Here is an 18,686-nt window from a genome sequence, read left to right as displayed (position 1 = left end):
CCTTTTTCTATTAAAGAGGTATTTTCTCGATCAGAATACTGTTCTGGTTGTTGTCAAAATACGTACAAGTTTTTTCGATGATATTTACGGTCCATTGTGCTATCCCGCATTGAGCAGCTTGTTTGCAAAAAGTCAAATAATCGGTTTGACCTTCTTGATGCATTACTAAGAATTCTATAAAACGTTCTTTATTTGCAGAAGTAGCTACTGCTAAAGTAGCATATGTTTCTGTAGCCGTCGTTCTGTAGTTATCCGCGCCAAAATATTCAACATGACCATCGGCAACAAAAGTATCATAACCTATAACTCCCAAATTGATTAAATCTTGAATGTACTTTGGGAAATCGGCACCTGATTTTACTTTATCATGTGCTTCTTTAATCTGAGCTATTGTAAACATAGACGGTATTGTTTAAAGTGAAATAAAATCGGAAGTTTTTGGAAACGAATTCAACGCATCGACAACAATTTGAGGTGTAGGTTGGGCTAATTTTCTTAGTTTAGTGTCCATCCAAGCACCATCTACGGTTATAGTAGCGCACAGAATTTCGTCTCGGTAAAATTCATGTACGATAGACCAGCGTGAAGCATCAGGTTTCATTTTTGCAATTTTCGTTTGCATAACAATGGTATCCGAAAGATTGATTTCTTTTCTAAAAACACATTCTTCTCTAAATAAAACAGGACCAAAATGTTCGGTTTTCATCACTCGCAACGTTAGACCTAATTCTTCTAAAATTTCAATACGATGTTGTGCGCCAAAATCATAATAAGCACTGTGTCGCATATGAAAATTGGGATCTAAATCGGACCAACGAAAAGAGAGTTGTTTGCTAAATGTAGCCATAAGTATGTTTTTTTTCTTTTGTAATGAGGCCGCAAAATTACGAATATATATGGTTTTTTGGGAGAAAGGATTTGGATTAACAGTTAAGGCTTTTGCTCTTTACTACAATCTATCTGTTGGTGATTTTTTAACTTGTTGAAAATAGGAATATTGATTGCTGTACTTTAAAATTGTGAATATCTATTTGAATAATTTGTTCTTTTATTTGCGTTAAAATCTATCTTTGGCTCCCTAAAAAAAAATCACAATGAGCACAATTTGGTACGAATGCAAAATAAAGTATAGAAAAACTGATGAAACAGGTGGGCAAAAGATTACCACTGAACCCTATTTGGTAGACGCTTTATCTTATACGGAGGCCGAAAAAAGAATCAATGAAGAAATGGCAGCTTACATAAGTGAAGAATTCAAAATTACCAATATAAAAGTGGGGAATTACGCTGAAATCCATCCGTTTGAGAACGCTGATCGCTGGTTCAAATCGAAAGTTTCATTATTGGCTTTTGATGAAGAAAGTGGTAAAGAGCGCAAATCGAATATGTATCTTTTGGTACAAGCCAATGATGTTAGAGAAGCTTTTGATAATACGCTGATTGCGATGAAAAACACGATGGGAGAATATACTATCCCTGCAATTTCAGAATCACCAATTGTAGATGTCTTTCCTTATTTTAGTGGAGATGAGGATGAAGCAGAAGCACTAGAACGATTCAATGCACTTAAAGCATCTACTGCACCTACCTACGATACTTCTGCTTTAGAAGCTGAAGATTTGGTTGCCGAATTAGCAGAGACTAATGATAACTAATAATACAGCAGCTTTTCATTTGCTTCATTTTTTTTATGTATCGCTATTTCAGGACTAAATAGGTAAAAGCAAAAAAAACATCTCAAGTTTGAGATGTTTTTTTTTTTGCTTCTTTTTTCTCTAAAAATTAAAACCTAATCTAGCATAGTAGTAGGCTCCACTAAAACCCATTTGTACGGCATCCCAGTAGCCACCAGCTTCCACCCAGTCATCTTGTTGATCTGGATAGATATTGAAAAGGTTGTTAGCACCAATGCTTAATTTGGTATGTTTTTGTAATTGAAAACCTAAAGTTAAATCCGTAACGATTTTTGCACCATAAGTATCGGTCGCGGCTTTAATTTGTTCTGCAAAAGAACCATAACCTGCCACATCTTCATACATTTGATAATCTAGTAGTTTAACTTCGCTGAATCTTGTAAAAGCCAAACCAGCATTAAACCATTTTCTGTCATAGTTTAAGTTTAATCCAAATTTATTGTCAGGTGCTGAGGCTAGTAAAAAGGCTTTCTCTCTTTCACCAAAGAAAATTTCTTTGTCTAAACTACCATTTTTCACTTTATCAATTTTCATATTGTTGATGTTTCCAACTAATGAAGCTGAGAAAGAATTGTCATTGATTTTCTTTTTCCAAGATAAAACAACATCCAAACCAGTAGTTTTAGTATCTACACCGTTAACGAAGAATTGTGCTTCATCAACTCCCAAATTAAAACTAGATGCATCAAAATAACCTGTAAGTACGATTCTGTCTTTAACATTGATAAGGTAGCCATCAATTGTTGCTGTAAAATCTCCAAAAGTAGCGGTAAAGCCCAAAGAGCCATTCAATGCTTTTTCTTCGTTTAACTTATTAATTCCAAAAGCTTTGGTTACTGGGCTATTGTTTGGTGAAAGTAAAATTTCTGAAGCCCCACTTGAAGAGAAATTGGTAAAACGCAAGTTGTAATATACTTGTGCCAAAGAAGGAGCACGGAAACCAGTACTTATAGAACCTCTAAAGTTGATGTTTTTAGACGCTTTTATTCTAGTTGAAAATTTTCCGTTTAGAGTACTTCCAAAGTCACTGTAGTTTTCAAAACGTAAGGCGCCGCTTATTAGAAAATTTTCGGTTACGTCTAATTCGCTATCGGCATACAAAGACAAGTTGGTTCTGTTTTTGTCGACTTCGTTTTTGGGGCTATAGCCGGGAAATCCTTGAGAACCACCAGGTCTTGCTTCTCCAGAAATAGGGTCGATTGGAGCAAATTGCGAGGTAGGGTCAGTAATAGGTAATCCGTTGGTGTCATATGTTGCATAAGAGCCTTCTTCTCCAGCAAAAATGTTAAATTTTTCTGTTCTGTATTCTGCACCAAAGGCTAAGTTCATTCCGCTCAAAACTGAATCATAATTTTTGGAAAAATCAAAATTCATAGTATTTTGGATGAGACTATGTCCACCTGCATCGAATTCTGTAGGAGAGGCTTCCTCTAACGAAGCATTAATGGTTCCTTTTACATAATAATGGAAAAGATTTTTCCCATAAGTATTACTGATGTCGATTTTCCAACCGCTAGCTGTTTTGGTTCTAAAACCAGCAGCAAAAGAATTATCTACAATGTTTGAAGTGATTCTTGGGGTGTATCCTCCAGGATAAATAGTTTCAACGACTCTTTCGCCATCGTTTCTTGTGAAGGCATAAGCATCTGTATCTCTAAAGTTGCGTCCTCCAAAAGCATAAAACTCTGATTTTTCTGAAACAGGAATGGCTAAATTTCCAAACAAATTGAAACCTTGTATTTCGGCTTCACCAAATCCTTTTCTGAAATCAAAACCAGGGCGTAAGGTTTTATTTTTACTCAAATATTCAGTGGTGAAATTAGCGTATCCTCCTTTTTCTCCTATTGAAAGACCATAATTTGCGGCGATTTTTACAGAACCACCATCAAAATTTTGATCTTTTCCAAAGGTGTTTCCATTGCCATTTTGATCCAATCGAAAACCTTTGGTATTGGCTGTGCCATCAGGAAAATCTCCTTGGGCATTTGTATTATAAGCACCATAAGTAATCATTCCAGTTACTTCATCGACATTGTCGTTAAGAACGATATTTATTACCCCAGCAATCGCATCAGAGCCATATTGCGCTGCGGCACCATCTCTCAAAATTTCTATTCTTTTAATAGAAGCAGCTGGAATGGCATTTAAATCGGTTCCAGTATTTCCTCTACCACGAGTACCAAAAAGATTGATCAATGACGATTGATGACGTCGTTTTCCGTTGATTAAAACCAAGGTTTGATCAGGTCCTAATCCTCTGAGCGATGCTGGATCTACGTGGTCAGCTCCGTCGGATCCGGATTGTTTATTGGCATTAAAGGAAGGGGCTACATATTGAAGAAGTTCATTGATTTCTAATTTTCCACTTTGAGTTGTTACATCTTTTACACTAATGATGTCGATGGGAACCGCAGAATTGACAACGGTTCGTTTAGAGTTTCTTGAACCAACCACCTGAACTTCTTGCAATTCTTGAACATTATCACTAGTCAATGTAATACTGAGTTCTTCTCCAGATGGTGTTTTGGTAGTTGTTTTGTAGCCTACGTAACTAAAAACCAATACTCCATTTTCAGAAATTTTGATTTTATACTTTCCGTCAAAATCAGTTGAAACTCCGTTTGAAGTTCCTTTTTCGATTACATTGACTCCTGGTATTGGGTTACCCTCGGCATCTTTTATGGTACCGGTAACTTCTCTTTGGGCAAAAGAGATTAAGGAGCAAAGTAAAAAAAATAGTAAAGTTATTCTTTTCATAAATTTTCAGTTAAGTTATTGTTTTATCTTTTTATAAAAGTATTAAAATAAATGTTAACTCGTTTAATTTTATTTACTGAAATTTTATTTTTGATGATTACTATTTAATGTTTCTTTGTTTTTTTAGATAATAATTCAATGAATGATTACTGTTCTTGTATTGTTTTATTTGGTTGAACTGCCTTTTATAGCCCAATTTTTAAGTTAAAATTGAGCTATAAAAGCATTTAATTTTTTTAATTGACTGCTGGGCAAAAACAATCGTAGCGTAGTTTTTTGCAAAAAACATCCAATCCGAGAGTGATTTGATGAAAACCACCGCTAGCAAATTGGATGTTACCTACAAACGATGTATACGTATAGGCAAACATTACATTTTTATAATTAATACCTAGAATTGGAATAAGGTTCTGTAGTTTTTGGCTGTCATTAGTACCGTAACTGGCACCATCTAGGCTTCTTCTGTATGAAATGCCTCCCCACAAGATACCATCATTTAATTTTTTATATAGTTTTAAATTAATATCGACAAAACTCTCTTGGGTTTTTTCCACCAATTGAAATAAAACGGAAGGCTCTACTTGTAATAGTTCCGTTTCACCAAAGATATATCCCGTAGAAATAAGATATTTTCTTAGATTATCGGATTCAATATCGGTATACAATTGTCTTTGATTAGCAACCATATTTTTTACAGTAGCATGGGTATAAAAATTATTATATTGATAAGATAAGCCCACGTCAAGATTAAAATAGGAATCTTTTAATTGTGCACCAGCTTGGGTAATAGGGTCAAAGATGGGACTAAATTTGGTCTCGTCAAGACTACTTTGAATGATACCCGCATTCATTCCAAATGATAATTGGTTCAATTCTGGACCGCTTTCATTGAGAGGTAGGTGATGGGCATAGGTTAGTTTTAATCCTTTTTGGGAATGGTATCCATTTCTATCATTAAAAACGATTGCACCAATCCCTGAACGTTCACCAACTCCCATATTAAAACTAAGCGTTTGTAATCTTGGAGATTCTGGTTGCGAATTCCATTGTTGTCTACTTGTAAGTCTAATTTTTGCACAATTAGAACTACCAGCCATGGAGGGATGAAGCAGGTAATAGTTGTCTGAGAGGTAATCACTGTAGACAGCAATTCCCTCTTGTGCAATTGTTAGTTGAGTTAGTAAGAGTACTAGTGGTAATATGAATTTTAATTTCATTGTATTTTTGAGGAGTTAAATTTGTCAATTTTTGTTTTTTGAATTTATCGTTTCAGCGAAAAGTGAGATTTAAACTCAACCATTTTACCATTTTCTTCAAAGATTACTTTGAACCAATAGTCAGTAGCAGGAAGGTCATTTCGATTGTAAGTTCCATCCCAGCCATTACCTTGAGGTCTAATTTCGTTTAAGAGTTTTCCGAATCTATCAAAGATGTAAATCACCGCATTAGGTTGGTTTGATAAATCGCTAATATTCCAAGTATCATTATAACCGTCTCCGTTTGGTGTGAAGAAGTTAGGAAAATCGAGCGCATAAGCGTCTAAAATGGTTTCTTGACAGCCATCTAAATCTCTAATTGTTATTTGATGCGGACCAGGAGTTACTCCATTAAATATGGGTGACAATTGTATCTCTCCTTGGTCTAATTGATACGAATAATCTTCAATAGTACCGTTGCTAACACTAACTGTAAACATTTGCTCTTTTGAAAAAGAACGCGTAAGAATGTACGAAGCATTGGCAGATTGAGATGATTTTACTTCAATTTTTACTTCTTTTGAACTACAACCTGTTAGCGAATTGGTAGCAATAAGGGAATAAGTACCTGCTTTATTCGCCACTAGAGTTGCGTTTTGTTCAAGAGGTAACACAGTACCATTAAAACTCCATTGGTAGGTATAACCAGTGGTTGGTAATGTGGAGTCGATGATATAATCCCTAATTGTAGTGCCAGAAATAGGGTCAACACATATGATTCCGTCGACAGGTTTAGGTAGCACTTGTGGATTAATTGTAATTCTAATGGCTTCTATTGCCGTGCATTTAGATGCCGATACTATATTTGTTATTCTTGCGTAAACCATATAGCTAAAAGGGATAGCGCTCAAATAGCTTGATGGATTTGGAATAGGGTTATTATTTAATTGAGCGTCATTTAAACTCGTAAAATAGGTAATTTGATAATTGCTTACTGGGTTTGTTCCTAGAAGTATGGTATTAAATGTGGTTAAATTTAATGTCATTTTTCCATCATTCGTATCATCTGAATCACAGAAACTGCTTTGGGCATTGGTCACGCTAGTAGTTGCTGCTCCTTCTTCGACGATGAGTTTAAAAAGATTAGAAGAACTTGTACAGTTTGTAATTAGATTTTCTATTCTAACGTAAATGTCTTGATTAAATGCAGTGGTATTAGTATACAAATTGGAAAGAGGGTTTGTATTGTTGATGGCATTTACTTGGCTATCAAAATAGCTGATTTTATAGTCGTTAGGGTTGCTAACGGTATTCAACATCTCTACTGTTTTGTTTGAAAAGTCAAAAGTCATGAATCCATCAGTATTGGGCTCACAGAGTACATAATTAGAGACATTATTAAAGCCTGGTAATAAATTTACTTTTAGAGGAAGTGTAACTACAGTTGCACATTTGATATCATTTGGATTAGCAGGTGATGTACTTACTCTTACATAAATGTTTTGATTTATTGTCGTGTTGGTAAATTGGCTAGGGTTACTAATTCTATTGGATGTATTTCCGCTTTCGGCATCAATTTTATTGGTATAGTATTCAAGTACAAGACTCACATCACCATTTTTGATTTCGTTTTCAGCTAAAGTCAAATCAAAAGTTGCGACACCTAAATTGTTAGTACTACTATCACATAATTGCAAGGTAGTAGGAGTAGTGTTTGGTTTTGGTAAAGGCATAACTCTCAAAGTAAGTGTGGTATAACTAGTACAATTGGTTGTAGTATTTGTTACACTTACAAAAAGGGTTTGTGAATTGATGGTATTCGCAAAACTTGTAATATTTGTTATCGGATTGGAGTTAGCAAGAGCTTCTGATTGTGAGCGGAAGAATTGAACTTTTAAACTAGTATTTCCACCAGTAATTTCATTGATTTTTGTTGTCAAATCAAAAAGCTCAATCTCATTTCCAGAGGCATCATCGCACAACATATATTCTGTAGGCAAAATTGCTGTAGGCAAAGCAATAACATTAATGGTAAAGCTTGTTACATCAAAACATCCAAGCGTATTTTGAGTGACTCTGGCAAATACTGTTTCAGAGTTAGGGATTGTGTTGGTGTAACTAGAAGCATTACTTATTGCATTGGTATTATTTATGGCATCTGTACTGTTTTTGAAATAGGCAACAGTATGCGTACTAGCATTGTTTATCCCTAGTATTTGAGAATCTAGTGACCTTAAATTAAAAGTCATAAAGCCGTCTTGATTATCATCACATAGTTCATATGGTTTTGCCAAAAGAGTTGCAAGAGGTTTGGCATTGACTTTTAATTGAAGCGTTGTTAATGCGTAACAAGTAGTACTATTAGAACTCACTCTCACATATAGCGTTTGATTATCTTTTACATTGTTATTATACAAACCAGTATACGCAAATACATTATTGATAGCATTTTGCTGTGTTTCATGAAAACTAATGGTTACTCCTGCAGAGGAGTTTATTTCATTTAACAAAGTTGTATTGCTTAAATCAAATATTCCAAAACCATCATTATTGTCATCACAAATAGTAAGAGCATTTGGTTGATTAGCTAATGGTTGTGTGTTTATGGTTACAATAATAGGTTGTATGTCTGTGCATGTTGTACTTGAACCAACAGTACTTTTGATATAGTAAGTGCCTGAAGCGGCTATAGCATTAGGATTTGTTAGCGGAATGCTAGCTGCAGCATCGCTCCAATAGCTAATTGTACCTCCGCCAGTTGCCGTGAAGGCTGTAGTAATATCTACTGTTGTAGGAGCACAAACTGCAGCTGGAGTAGTAACAGTAACTACTGGCTGAGGTTGCACGGTGATAGTGTAGGTCATGATTGACCCAGTACAAGGTCCAAGTTGTTCTGCATACACTTGTATTGTCGCTGTAATTTCAGTATTTGTATTGTTTACAGCGGTAAAACTTGGTATGTTTCCAATTCCAGAAAGTGCTGGAGCTCCAATAGTATTGGTCATACTCCAAAAGTATTTGGTGTTAATCAGGTCTACAGGAGTACTGCTAAAGGTTTGTTGCGGAATACTTGCTCCTGAACAAACGACAAGATTTGCCATTGGCGTTACAACAGGATTATTACAAGGAAGCGCATTGCAGATTCCAGATGTTGCAGGTTGTACGCAATTACTGCCCGTTGGAGTTAGTGTTAGTTGTACGGCATCATTTGGAAGCAAACCAGGAATAGTTAAAGTTGTTGCAGTTGCTGCTAAAGTTCCACTAGGTCCAGCAATTCCGTTAATTGTAGAGGAGTATGAAAATCCTGTAGCATCAGATATGGAATTCCAATTGAAAGTAACACTATTCAAAGTTGCAGTGCCACAAGCGATTGTTATAACTTCGGTTGGTCGGATGGTTACAATAACAGGTTTTATGTCTGTACATGTTGTACTTGTACCAACAGTACTTTTGATATAGTAAGTACCAGAAGCAGCTATAGCATTTGGATTTGTTAACGGAATGCTAGCTGCAGCATCGTTCCAATAGCTAATTGTACCACCGCCAGTTGCTGTGAAAGCTGTAGTAATATCTACTGTTGAAGGAGCGCAAACTGCTGCTGGAGTAGTAACAGTAACTACTGGTTGAGGTTGCACGGTTATAGTGTAGGTCATAATTGGTCCAGTACAAGGTCCAAGTTGTTCTGCATATACTTGTATTGTTGCTGTAATTGCAGTATTTGTATTGTTTACAGCGGTAAAACTTGGTATGTTTCCAATTCCAGAAAGTGCTGGAGCTCCAATAGTATTGGTCATACTCCAAAAGTAATTGGTGTTAATCAGGTCTACAGGAGTACTGCTAAAGCTTTGTTGAGGAATACTTGCTCCCGAACAAACGACAAGATTTGCTATTGGAGTTACAACAGGATTATTACAAGGAAGTGCATTGCAGATTCCAGATGTTACGGATTGAACACAATTACTGCCCGTAGGAGTTAGTGTTAGTTGTACAGCATCATTTGGAAGCAAACCAGGAATAGTTAAAGTTGTTGCAGTTGCTGCTAAAGTTCCACTAGGTCCAGCAATTCCGTTAATTGTAGAGGAGTATGAAAACCCAGTAGCATCAGATATGGAATTCCAATTGAAAGTAACACTATTCAAAGTTGCAGTACCACAAGCGATTGTTATAACTTCGGTTGGTCTGATGGTTACAATAACAGGTTTTATGTCTGTACATGTTGTACTTGTACCAACAGTACTTTTGATATAATAAGTACCAGAAGCAGCTATAGCATTTGGATTTGTTAACGGAATGCTAGCTGCAGCATCGTTCCAATAGCTAATTGTACCACCGCCAGTTGCCGTGAAAGCTGTGGTAATATCTACTGTTGCAGGAGCACAAACCGCTGCTGGAGTAGTAACAGTAACTATAGGCTGAGGTTGTACGGTGATGGTGTAGGTTGTAGCTGGGCCAGTACATACTCCTTGAGAAGCTGTGACTGTTATTGTTCCCACAATTGGAGAATTTGTTGTATTGTTAGTTACAAATGAAGGAATGTTACCCGTTCCAGTTGCTGATGCATTTCCTATGTTATTGGTTATAGTCCAATTAAAAGTTGTTGTTGGGTCTATTGGTGTACTCGTAAATGCTTGAATTGGAATCGTATCACCTGAACAAACAACAGTATTAGAGATAGCGTCAACTGTTGGGAGAGGACAAACCAATGTATAACAAGGCGCTGAAGTTACAGCTTGAACACAATTACTTCCTGTTGGAGTTAATGTTAATTGCACTTCATCACCTGGAGATAATCCTGATATAGTAAGACTTGTTGCTGTGGCAGCAAGAGTTCCGCTACTACCAGCAGCACCATTTACGGTGGTTGTGTAGGTAAAACCAGTGCAATCGGTTATGGCATTCCAATTGAAGCTTACACTATTCATGGTGTTGGTTCCGCAAGCAATCGTAATTGTTTCTGTCGGTCTTATAGTAACAACTACTGGTTTTATATCGTAACAGATACCTCCAACAATACTTTTTATGTAGTAGGTACCCGAGCTTGTTATTGAGTTGGGTGTTAACAAAGGCGTTGTGGCTGATGCATTGGTCCAATAAGAAAGTGTGCCACCACCAGTACTTCCAGCTGTTATCGATGCAGCTGTTAGGTCTATTGTTGTTGGAGAACAAACGGGATTTGGATTTGTAATTACTAAAACAGGAGTTATCGGTTGGTTGTTTATTCCAACAATTGTTGCAGGACTAATACAACCTGTTGCGTTCTTCGCTGTAACAGAATAGCTACCAGAAGCTAATCCTGAGAAAATACCGCTAGTGTTACTATAATCAGATCCGTCAATAGAATAAGTAAGTCCAGCGACAGTGCTAACCGTGATTTCTCCAGCATTGGCATTGGTACAAGTTGGATGTGCACTAGCAACAGCATTTGGTTGTGCAGGAGTGCTTATAGTAGGAACGTTTAGAACAATGACAGGAGATAAACAATCATTACTGTCTTTTATTACTAATGTATGATCCCCAGAGGCTAAGCCTGAGTAGTTAAGTGTGGATGTAAAGATTGAGCCATCAAAACTATAAGTAAATCCAGATGTCCCTCCTGTTACTGCACCTAATGAAATGGAGCCATTACTGTTTCCGCAAGTAGCAGGGGCTATTGTTGACGCTATTGCAGTAGGACCACTTGGAATTGGAGCAATGTTTGCTGTCACTGTACCCGAGCTACATGATGTTGAAATTAATTTGGCTTCTAAAGTGTGAGGGCCTGGGATTAAATTGGAGTAGGTAGTTGCAGATGTAAATGTACCTCCATCTAGACTAAATTGGTAATCAGTTAAAGGTGTTGGACCAGTAATTACAAGGGCGCCAGAAGGAGTGGAGCAAGTGGGTTCTGTTTTTGTAAAAGTTGGAATTGCAGGTAATGAATTAACTGTAGCTACAACAGCGGTTCGGCTATTTGTACTACAGCCATTATCAACAGCGTCAACATAATAGGTTGTTGTTGTGCTCAAAGAAGGAGTTGTAAAAGTAGATCCAGTAGCAATAGCACTTCCACCAGTAGCATTAGTGTACCATTGCACAGTACCACTGCTTGCGATTGCTTGAAGTAGTAGGGTACCATTCCCGCATCGGCTGTTGTTTTGTGTACTTGTTATTGTTGGAACAGGTTTTATAGCGATTGTATAAGTAGAGGATCCAGCAGTGGTGCATAAAGTCGCATCGGCGTTCACAGCATAGGTTACTACATAAGTTCCGGCTGTTGAATTGGCTAAATCAATTTCACCTGTAGTGCTATTAATAACTAATCCTGAAGTTGAGCTAAAATTCCCTCCTGTTTTAATTCCCGTTGCAAGAATAGGCAGTGGATTGGCTTCATTTTGACAGATTGGTGTGGTGTAGCTAAAACTCGTAATAGGTGAAGTTCCACCTACATTCAAAGTTATAGATGCAGATAATAGGCAAGATTTATTTATTGAAGTTTGAGCGATAAAAGCAATATCATCTATAGCAAAATCGTTTCCTGCACTTAATGTATTTGTGTCTATAATTTTTATAGTTGCTAGACTTACTCCCCCAGAATTCCATACTCCTTTGAGTTCTGTCCATCCTCCACCAGCAGTTGAACCATCACTTGCCGCGCCAACATTTGTTGCTGATAAAGGACTAAGTGTTATAGGTATATCATTGACAGTTACTTTAAAAGTAGCATAGTTTGAGTTGATTAAGTTTTGTGCCCAAAAAGAAAAATTATAGGCTGTTGATGGATTAACAGTTACTGTTTGTGACCAAACCACACTTGTCCCATCAGTAGCTCCATCACAAACTAACATGTTTCCTGTGCCAGATGTGTGGTCTGTATATTTTCCAAATTTAGAATACCATTGAGAAGGATCACTTTTGATACCATAAGCAATTTGAGCTCCTAGCGGATTAACAGTGTAAAAACCATATTCTGAAGAAAAACCCTTATTAAAATTCTCAAAATCACCATTAGTTATCAAATTTGAAGGAGTTAACGTAGAGTTTATTGTGGTACTAACGTTATAAGTGGTGGTTGTGGTAGGATTGACCGTAATCATATTTGATGTACCGCTTGGATTTCCACCAATGTTAGCTGTCCAAGTATAAGGTGCAATTCCGCCAGTTGCAGTAAGATTGACTGAGTTTCCCGAAAGAATACATCCTGTTGAAGAAGAAGAAATTGCTACAGGTGTAGGCTCTGTCAGGGTTATTAATGAGGTACTAATCGTTTTAGGAGTACTGTCAGAATCTATTACAGTTGCGGTATAGGTGCCTGCTGTAAGACCTGTAAATATTCCAGTTGTATTCGTTGCAGTAGCTGTTCCGCTTAGTTGATAAGTATATGGTTGAATTCCTCCAGCACCATAAGCGATAATTGCTCCATCACTTGCTGCAATACATGTTGGATTAGTTTGAGAACTAGAAATTGCAATAGGTAGGGGTGGTCCAAATAAACTTATGTCATCAATAGCAAAATCATTTCCTCCACCTCCAGCACCTACGGTCGATAATTCAATGCGAACCCACTGTGTAGTTGAAGGAGTTATTGTAAAACTAACTTTATTCCAGCCAGCAGGAAGCGTATTTAAATCAATTGTACTGGAGCTACAGCTTGAACAACCACTAGGATTAAATCGAATTGTAGCTTTAGGGTTTCCTGAAATAGCTACATTGGCAATCCAAAAACTAAAAACATAGGGTTGTCCTGCTAAGAGTTGTCTATCGGGATTTTGTTTCCAAAAAATTTCATTATTGTCTCCATCTACAACCATCATATTTCCTGTGCCGTTCCCAGTTGTGTGGTCTTTAATAGAAATAAAATTTGTTGTATTGACACTAAAGGCATCATTAGTTATAGCATATTCTCTTGGAATACTATTGCCTTGATTGTAATTAATTTGATTATAATTACTTTGATAACCAACTGCTGGTGGTTTTAGTATGCTTGCATTGAAGCTACCAAAATTACCATTGGTTATTAAATTTTGAGCGAACAAGTTAGAAGTACTCCCTATACCTAATAGTAGCAAAAGGAATAGGGGATAGTTTTTTTTAAAAAGTTGCAACATGGTGGTTAGTTATTATAGAATTAAAATTTGGGGTAGTATGGTTTAAATAATTTCGTTTTTGGTTAGTCCTTTACGATAAGAAATTCTGAACGTCGATTTTGGATGTGTTCTTCCTCGGTACATTGATCACCGCAGTTTATTTTAGGTTCAGATTCGCCGAATCCTTTCCCTGATATTCTAGTAGTACTAATCCCTTTTGACAAGATGTAGTTTACAGTAGATTGAACTCTTTTTTCAGACAGATTCATATTGTACTTCGCAGTCCCTTTGCTATCTGTATGTGCTCTAATAAAAATTTTCATAGCCACATTTTGATTCATTATGTAAACTAGTTTATCTAAGATTGTTTTTGATTGTTTTGTGATTTCATATTTGTTGAACTCAAACAATATTGGGTTAAAGTGGATTTCTGTGTCGGTAACCACTACTTCTGCAATTGGTTCAATAGGGATAGTAATTCTTAAATTAGGATCAACAGTTGGGGCAATAGCGACCTGCTTAGTAACAAAGCCGTCTTTGAAAATTTTTAGATAAGGTGTTTTTTCACAAGCGATTCTAAACTCAATCCATCCATTTTTGTCAGATTGCAAAGTGGTTATTGGGTTCTCGTTGGTATCGGTTACAATCACTTTTGCATTACTTAGGGGTTGATTCGTAGAAGCATCTGTAAGAACAGCAGCATAATAATTGGTACAATCTGGTACACAAGAATAAATGTTGTCATTTCCCTCTCTATTGCTTGATAAATAACCAATTTTTCTATTGTAAAAAGTAGAGAAAGCAAAGTCATCTTTGGAACTGTTTACAGGTGTTCCTAAATTTTCGGCCTCACTTTCATTGTTCAAATCTATCTTGTAAATATCTAGTCCACCTAGTCCTAGTCTTCCATTCGAAGCAAAATAAAGTAAATTGTTTTCATCAATAAAAGGGAAGGATTCATCTCCTTCAGTATTGATTTTTGGGCCTAAATTTTCGGGTTTTCCATACGTTCCGTCTGCATTAATAGTTACTTTCCATATATCATTTCCACCAATTCCTCCGGGCATATTTGAAGAAAAGTATACTATTGTATTGATTGAGTTAACACTTGGGTTACTTACTGAATAAAGTTTACTATTAAAAGGCAATGGTTTTGCGTTCTTCCAAATACCATTATCATTGGTGGCTGTAAACAATTGAACTTGTCCACTTTTTAACTTTTTGTTTTTGATTTTGTCAAATTGATTGACCGTGAAACTTTCACTAGAAAAATAGATGTTTTTTCCGTTTTTAGTTATTGTAATAGGCCCTTCATGAAAGGCACTATTTAGCTCTTTTACAGGTACTGGTTGAGAAAATACAGTGTCATTTTTTCTGATACTGGAAAAAATATCTAAATAGGGTTCTTCATTCCAACCGTATTTTTTGTTTTGTTCTATTCTACTGCTCACAAAGTAGAAAGTACTGTCTATTAGAAAACCTCCAAAATCACTTCGATCGGAATTAATATTAATCTTTTTTACAGTGTATTTCTTTTGTTGGTTTAGTAATGCTTCAGTATAGTTGTCCTTTTTTTGAAAAGTTGTACTTCTACTATCAGATGAATATTTTGAGGCAAATTTTTTCATTTCTACATTGGCTTCTTCATATTTTTTATTAGAACGTAAGCAATCGATATAGTTAAAATGTGTGGCTTTGTCTTTAATAGCTTCGTAAGATAATTTATAATATTTTTCAGCTTCTCCAGTATTGGAAGTATAGTAATAGCAATTGGCTAGTTGAAGCATACTAGCCGTATTTTTTGAAGAAACATCAATACATTTTGAAAGTAATTCTATTGCTTTGGTGTATTCTAATCTTTCAATTAAATCTGTTGCGGTGCAGCTATTCTTTTGCGCAGAAACTGAGTTGTAGGTCAAAAGAAAGAAGAATATAATGAGGTGTTTTTTCATAATTAATAATTAAAAAAAGCGAGGAGATCTAGAAACTTTTTTATAGTTGATCAAATCAAACAATAGGATAATTTCGTGAGATGCGTTTGTGGTATAGTTTAGATTTGAAATAATGCTATCATAAGCATAGCCAATTCTTAATTGAGGTGTAATATTAATATTAACCATTCCACCAAAACTATCTTGTTTGCGATAGGTTAACCCAAACTCTACTTGATTATTATATAAAAAATTAGTCGATACATCATACGAAACTGGCGCTCCAAAGGAAGATTTTACCATAGCAAAAGGTTTGAACTTCCAATCACTATTTAAATCAAAAACATAACCTCCTGTAATGAAATAATGACTAACTTCTGAGCCGTAACTCTCTCCATTGTAGTCAAAATGAGGTGTTTTTAAGATGTTTGGAATAGAAATACCAAAGTAATAATGATCGGTATAAAAGAAAACGCCAGTACCAAAATTGAAAGACGTTTTATTGATATCTCTACCAAAAATACCCTCGTTAGGATCGGGTAGTGTAGAAGCAATTTGTGAAAACAAGTCAACACTATGAAAAGTGGCTCCTGTCTTCATCCCAACAGCTATTTTCATAGTTTCATTTAATTGAAGTGTATAGGACAAATCTCCGTATATGTTTTTTTCGGAGATTGGTCCTAATTTGTCGCTAACTATAGAAAGGCCAGCTCCCAAATTTTTTCCTACGGGCTGATGACCAAAAACAGAAAATGTGGTTGGAGCATCTTCAATATTGACCCATTGTTTTCTATATAAAATCCCCATCGACAAGTCCTCTTTGGATCCCGCATAAGCAGGGTTAAACACACTCATATTGTACATGTACTGTGTGTAATGAGGATCCTGTTGAGTCCATCCATTTGTGAAAAAACCTAATGTAAACAACAATGAGAGTGCTATTTTATTCATTACTTTCTTATTGTTTTTATTATTTTTTAGTAACATAAATCCATCCTGTTTTTGAGGTTTCATCATTAAATGTTATGATGTAGTAATACGTGCCATCAGGAAGAGATGTACCATCATTGGTTTGACCTCTCCATTCGTTTTTATAGTTTTTCTTTTGATACACTTCAACTCCATATCTGTTGAAAATACTAATGTTTTTTACTGAAAAAGTGGAAAGGTCAAAGTATTCATTAGAGCCATTTCCGTCCGGTGAAATCCCTTTTTGTATATCACAAAAAATAGAAGATAGGCTGATGGTTTGACTAGTTTCGCATCCTGTTGCGGTGTTTGCTACTTTGGCAGTAAATTCAAGTGGATAAATAGAATCATCTATCGCACCAATAGTTTTTGTCACGTTTAATTTTGTATCATTTCCAACACTGTTTTGGTTCTTGTCTATCCAAGTAATTTCAACTTGGTTTGGAGAAAAGCTATTATCAAGAGGAATGATTTCTATTATAAACTCATTTTGTAAGCAATATGATTTTAGTTCAAAAGCAATAGATTTTGGAATCGGATTGATAACAATCTCTTCAGTATTTATCATACACGTAGTGCTATTACTATTTCTAATACTTGTTTGGTATTTTCCAGGTTGAAGATTATCAAATAGGGGACTTGTTTGATAATTACCGCCGATGCTATACTCCATACCGTTTTGTTGCGTAAACTCTATTTTTCCGAAAGGGATATTACAAGTAGGTTGTGTAACGTCAATTGTTGCTGTATTAGGATAAAGAGGAACAACGGGTATAATTGCTTCAATAGAGACTTGAGATACGCATTGATTAGCGGTTTTAACTTTAAAATTATAGCTAACACCTGCTGATAAATTCTCAAATTTATAGGTTGCTCCCGTTCCAAAAACGGATGCGCCACTAGAAGGGATAATTTCCCAATTGCCATTTGGTAATCCAGTAAGGATAACACTTCCAGTAGTTTTAGCACAAGTTGGAGCTTCTATTGAGCTAACAATTGGAGTAGCAGCAGATTCAATTATTATGTCTACTTTAAGCCTATTATTGCTTTGACATGCAATTGGGTTTATAGACTCCTCAACCGCATAATAAGAGTTCCCATTTAGTAAAGCAGTGTCATTTGGCAATAGATTTCCTCCAGTCAAACTATCATACCATTTTATATTTGACAATGGATTTGATTTAGTAATAGCAATACTGTTCAATGTAGGGTTTTGTTCAATGCAAAAAAGCTGCGAATTTGCATTGGTAGTTGGTGTAGCAGGGGACAGAATTGAAACAGTAACTTCAAATCTTTCAACGCTTTCACAGATGCCAATTGTTTGTGTTGCATAGTATTTTCCTCCATCTATTAGAACGAAATCATCGTTTAAAAGAGTGTTGTTGTTGTCATACCATTTTATGTTTACCCCACTTGTTACTATTAAGTCTTTTATTTTTGGTAGGGAAGAACTACAAAAAAACTGGTTTGAATTTCCATCAGGTTTTGAAGGGGCATCAATGTTTACTTTGACTAAAGTTCTGGGATTGCTTTCGCAAAATATAGGGCTATTGGTATAAGTTGCAGCATAATAAATTGTACCGTTTACTAATTTTTCTGTAGTCGATAAAGGGGTTGTGCTGTTAGGTGTTAAATACCAATTGACTGTATTAGAGTTAGTAACTCGATTGGTTAAACTTGTAATAGTAGCATTTTCAGAAGCGCAAAAAGATTCTTCATTTTTTATTATTGGACTTATTGGTTGATTGATGACTACCGAAACACTTAATCGATTAACACTTTCACAAGCGGATAGGGTTTGAGAGGCATAATAAGTAGTACCATTTACTAGAGCAGTTGTTGGATTAAGAGGGCTTCCTCCACTCGGATTGGCATACCAAAGTATAGAAGTTCCAGAGGCTATTAAGTTACTAATGGTTCCACTATTGCAAACGATTTGATTGCCTGAGCCACTAGGAGCAGGCGTTTTTGTGATGGTTACTGTTACAGCAAATCGGCTAACACTTTCACACCCTAATCCATTGGTTGCAGTTTGTGTTGCATAATAAGTAGCGTCGGTAAGAAGAGTGGTAGTGG

At 35.9% G+C, this 18,686-nt stretch carries 9 protein-coding genes; 1 reads left to right on the top strand and 8 read right to left on the bottom strand.

From position 1 onward, the window contains the following. Positions 1-10 precede the first annotated feature (10 nt). Together ACSVH9_RS15315 and ACSVH9_RS15310 are read right to left on the bottom strand one after the other, a co-directional pair. The gene (locus ACSVH9_RS15315) at positions 11-400 is read right to left on the bottom strand and encodes a DUF1398 domain-containing protein (RefSeq protein WP_438064462.1); all 390 of its coding nucleotides are present in this window, start codon (positions 398-400) and stop codon (positions 11-13) included. A gap of 12 nt (positions 401-412) precedes the next feature. Then, positions 413-847 (bottom strand): acyl-CoA thioesterase, encoded by a 435-nt coding sequence (locus ACSVH9_RS15310; protein ID WP_315142410.1) that lies wholly within the window; start codon positions 845-847, stop codon positions 413-415. A 247-nt stretch (positions 848-1,094) separates the two neighbouring features. Between ACSVH9_RS15310 and ACSVH9_RS15305 the strand changes: the two genes are divergently transcribed. Continuing rightward, positions 1,095-1,655, top strand: coding sequence for a DUF4494 domain-containing protein (locus ACSVH9_RS15305; RefSeq protein WP_438064461.1), 561 nt, complete (start codon positions 1,095-1,097; stop codon positions 1,653-1,655). A gap of 120 nt (positions 1,656-1,775) precedes the next feature. On the opposite strand, the gene ACSVH9_RS15300 is transcribed toward ACSVH9_RS15305, so the two are convergent. From ACSVH9_RS15300 to ACSVH9_RS15275, 6 genes are all read right to left on the bottom strand, one after another. Next, positions 1,776-4,451 carry a TonB-dependent receptor gene (locus tag ACSVH9_RS15300; RefSeq protein ID WP_438064460.1) on the bottom strand — a complete coding sequence of 892 codons (2,676 nt, stop codon included), beginning with the start codon at positions 4,449-4,451 and terminating at the stop codon, positions 1,776-1,778. Positions 4,452-4,687: 236 nt separating this feature from the next. Then, positions 4,688-5,668, bottom strand: coding sequence for a PorP/SprF family type IX secretion system membrane protein (locus tag ACSVH9_RS15295; protein ID WP_438064459.1), 981 nt, complete (start codon positions 5,666-5,668; stop codon positions 4,688-4,690). A 44-nt stretch (positions 5,669-5,712) separates the two neighbouring features. After that, positions 5,713-13,731 carry a T9SS type B sorting domain-containing protein gene (locus ACSVH9_RS15290; RefSeq protein ID WP_438064458.1) on the bottom strand — a complete coding sequence of 2,673 codons (8,019 nt, stop codon included), beginning with the start codon at positions 13,729-13,731 and terminating at the stop codon, positions 5,713-5,715. Positions 13,732-13,793: 62 nt separating this feature from the next. Continuing rightward, positions 13,794-15,662 carry an OmpA family protein gene (locus tag ACSVH9_RS15285; RefSeq protein WP_438064457.1) on the bottom strand — a complete coding sequence of 623 codons (1,869 nt, stop codon included), beginning with the start codon at positions 15,660-15,662 and terminating at the stop codon, positions 13,794-13,796. A gap of 9 nt (positions 15,663-15,671) precedes the next feature. Next, on the bottom strand, positions 15,672-16,592 hold the full coding sequence (locus ACSVH9_RS15280; protein ID WP_438064456.1) for a PorP/SprF family type IX secretion system membrane protein: 921 nt from the start codon (positions 16,590-16,592) through the stop codon (positions 15,672-15,674). Positions 16,593-16,611: 19 nt separating this feature from the next. Continuing rightward, positions 16,612-18,686: gliding motility-associated C-terminal domain-containing protein (locus ACSVH9_RS15275; protein WP_438064455.1), on the bottom strand; the 2,075-nt coding region annotated here is incomplete at its 5' end.

This window comes from Flavobacterium sp. RSSB_23, assembly GCF_051547145.1.
Classification (GTDB): domain Bacteria; phylum Bacteroidota; class Bacteroidia; order Flavobacteriales; family Flavobacteriaceae; genus Flavobacterium.
Note: the sequence above shows the minus strand (reverse complement) of the source record. Positions and strands in the feature narration are given on the sequence as shown.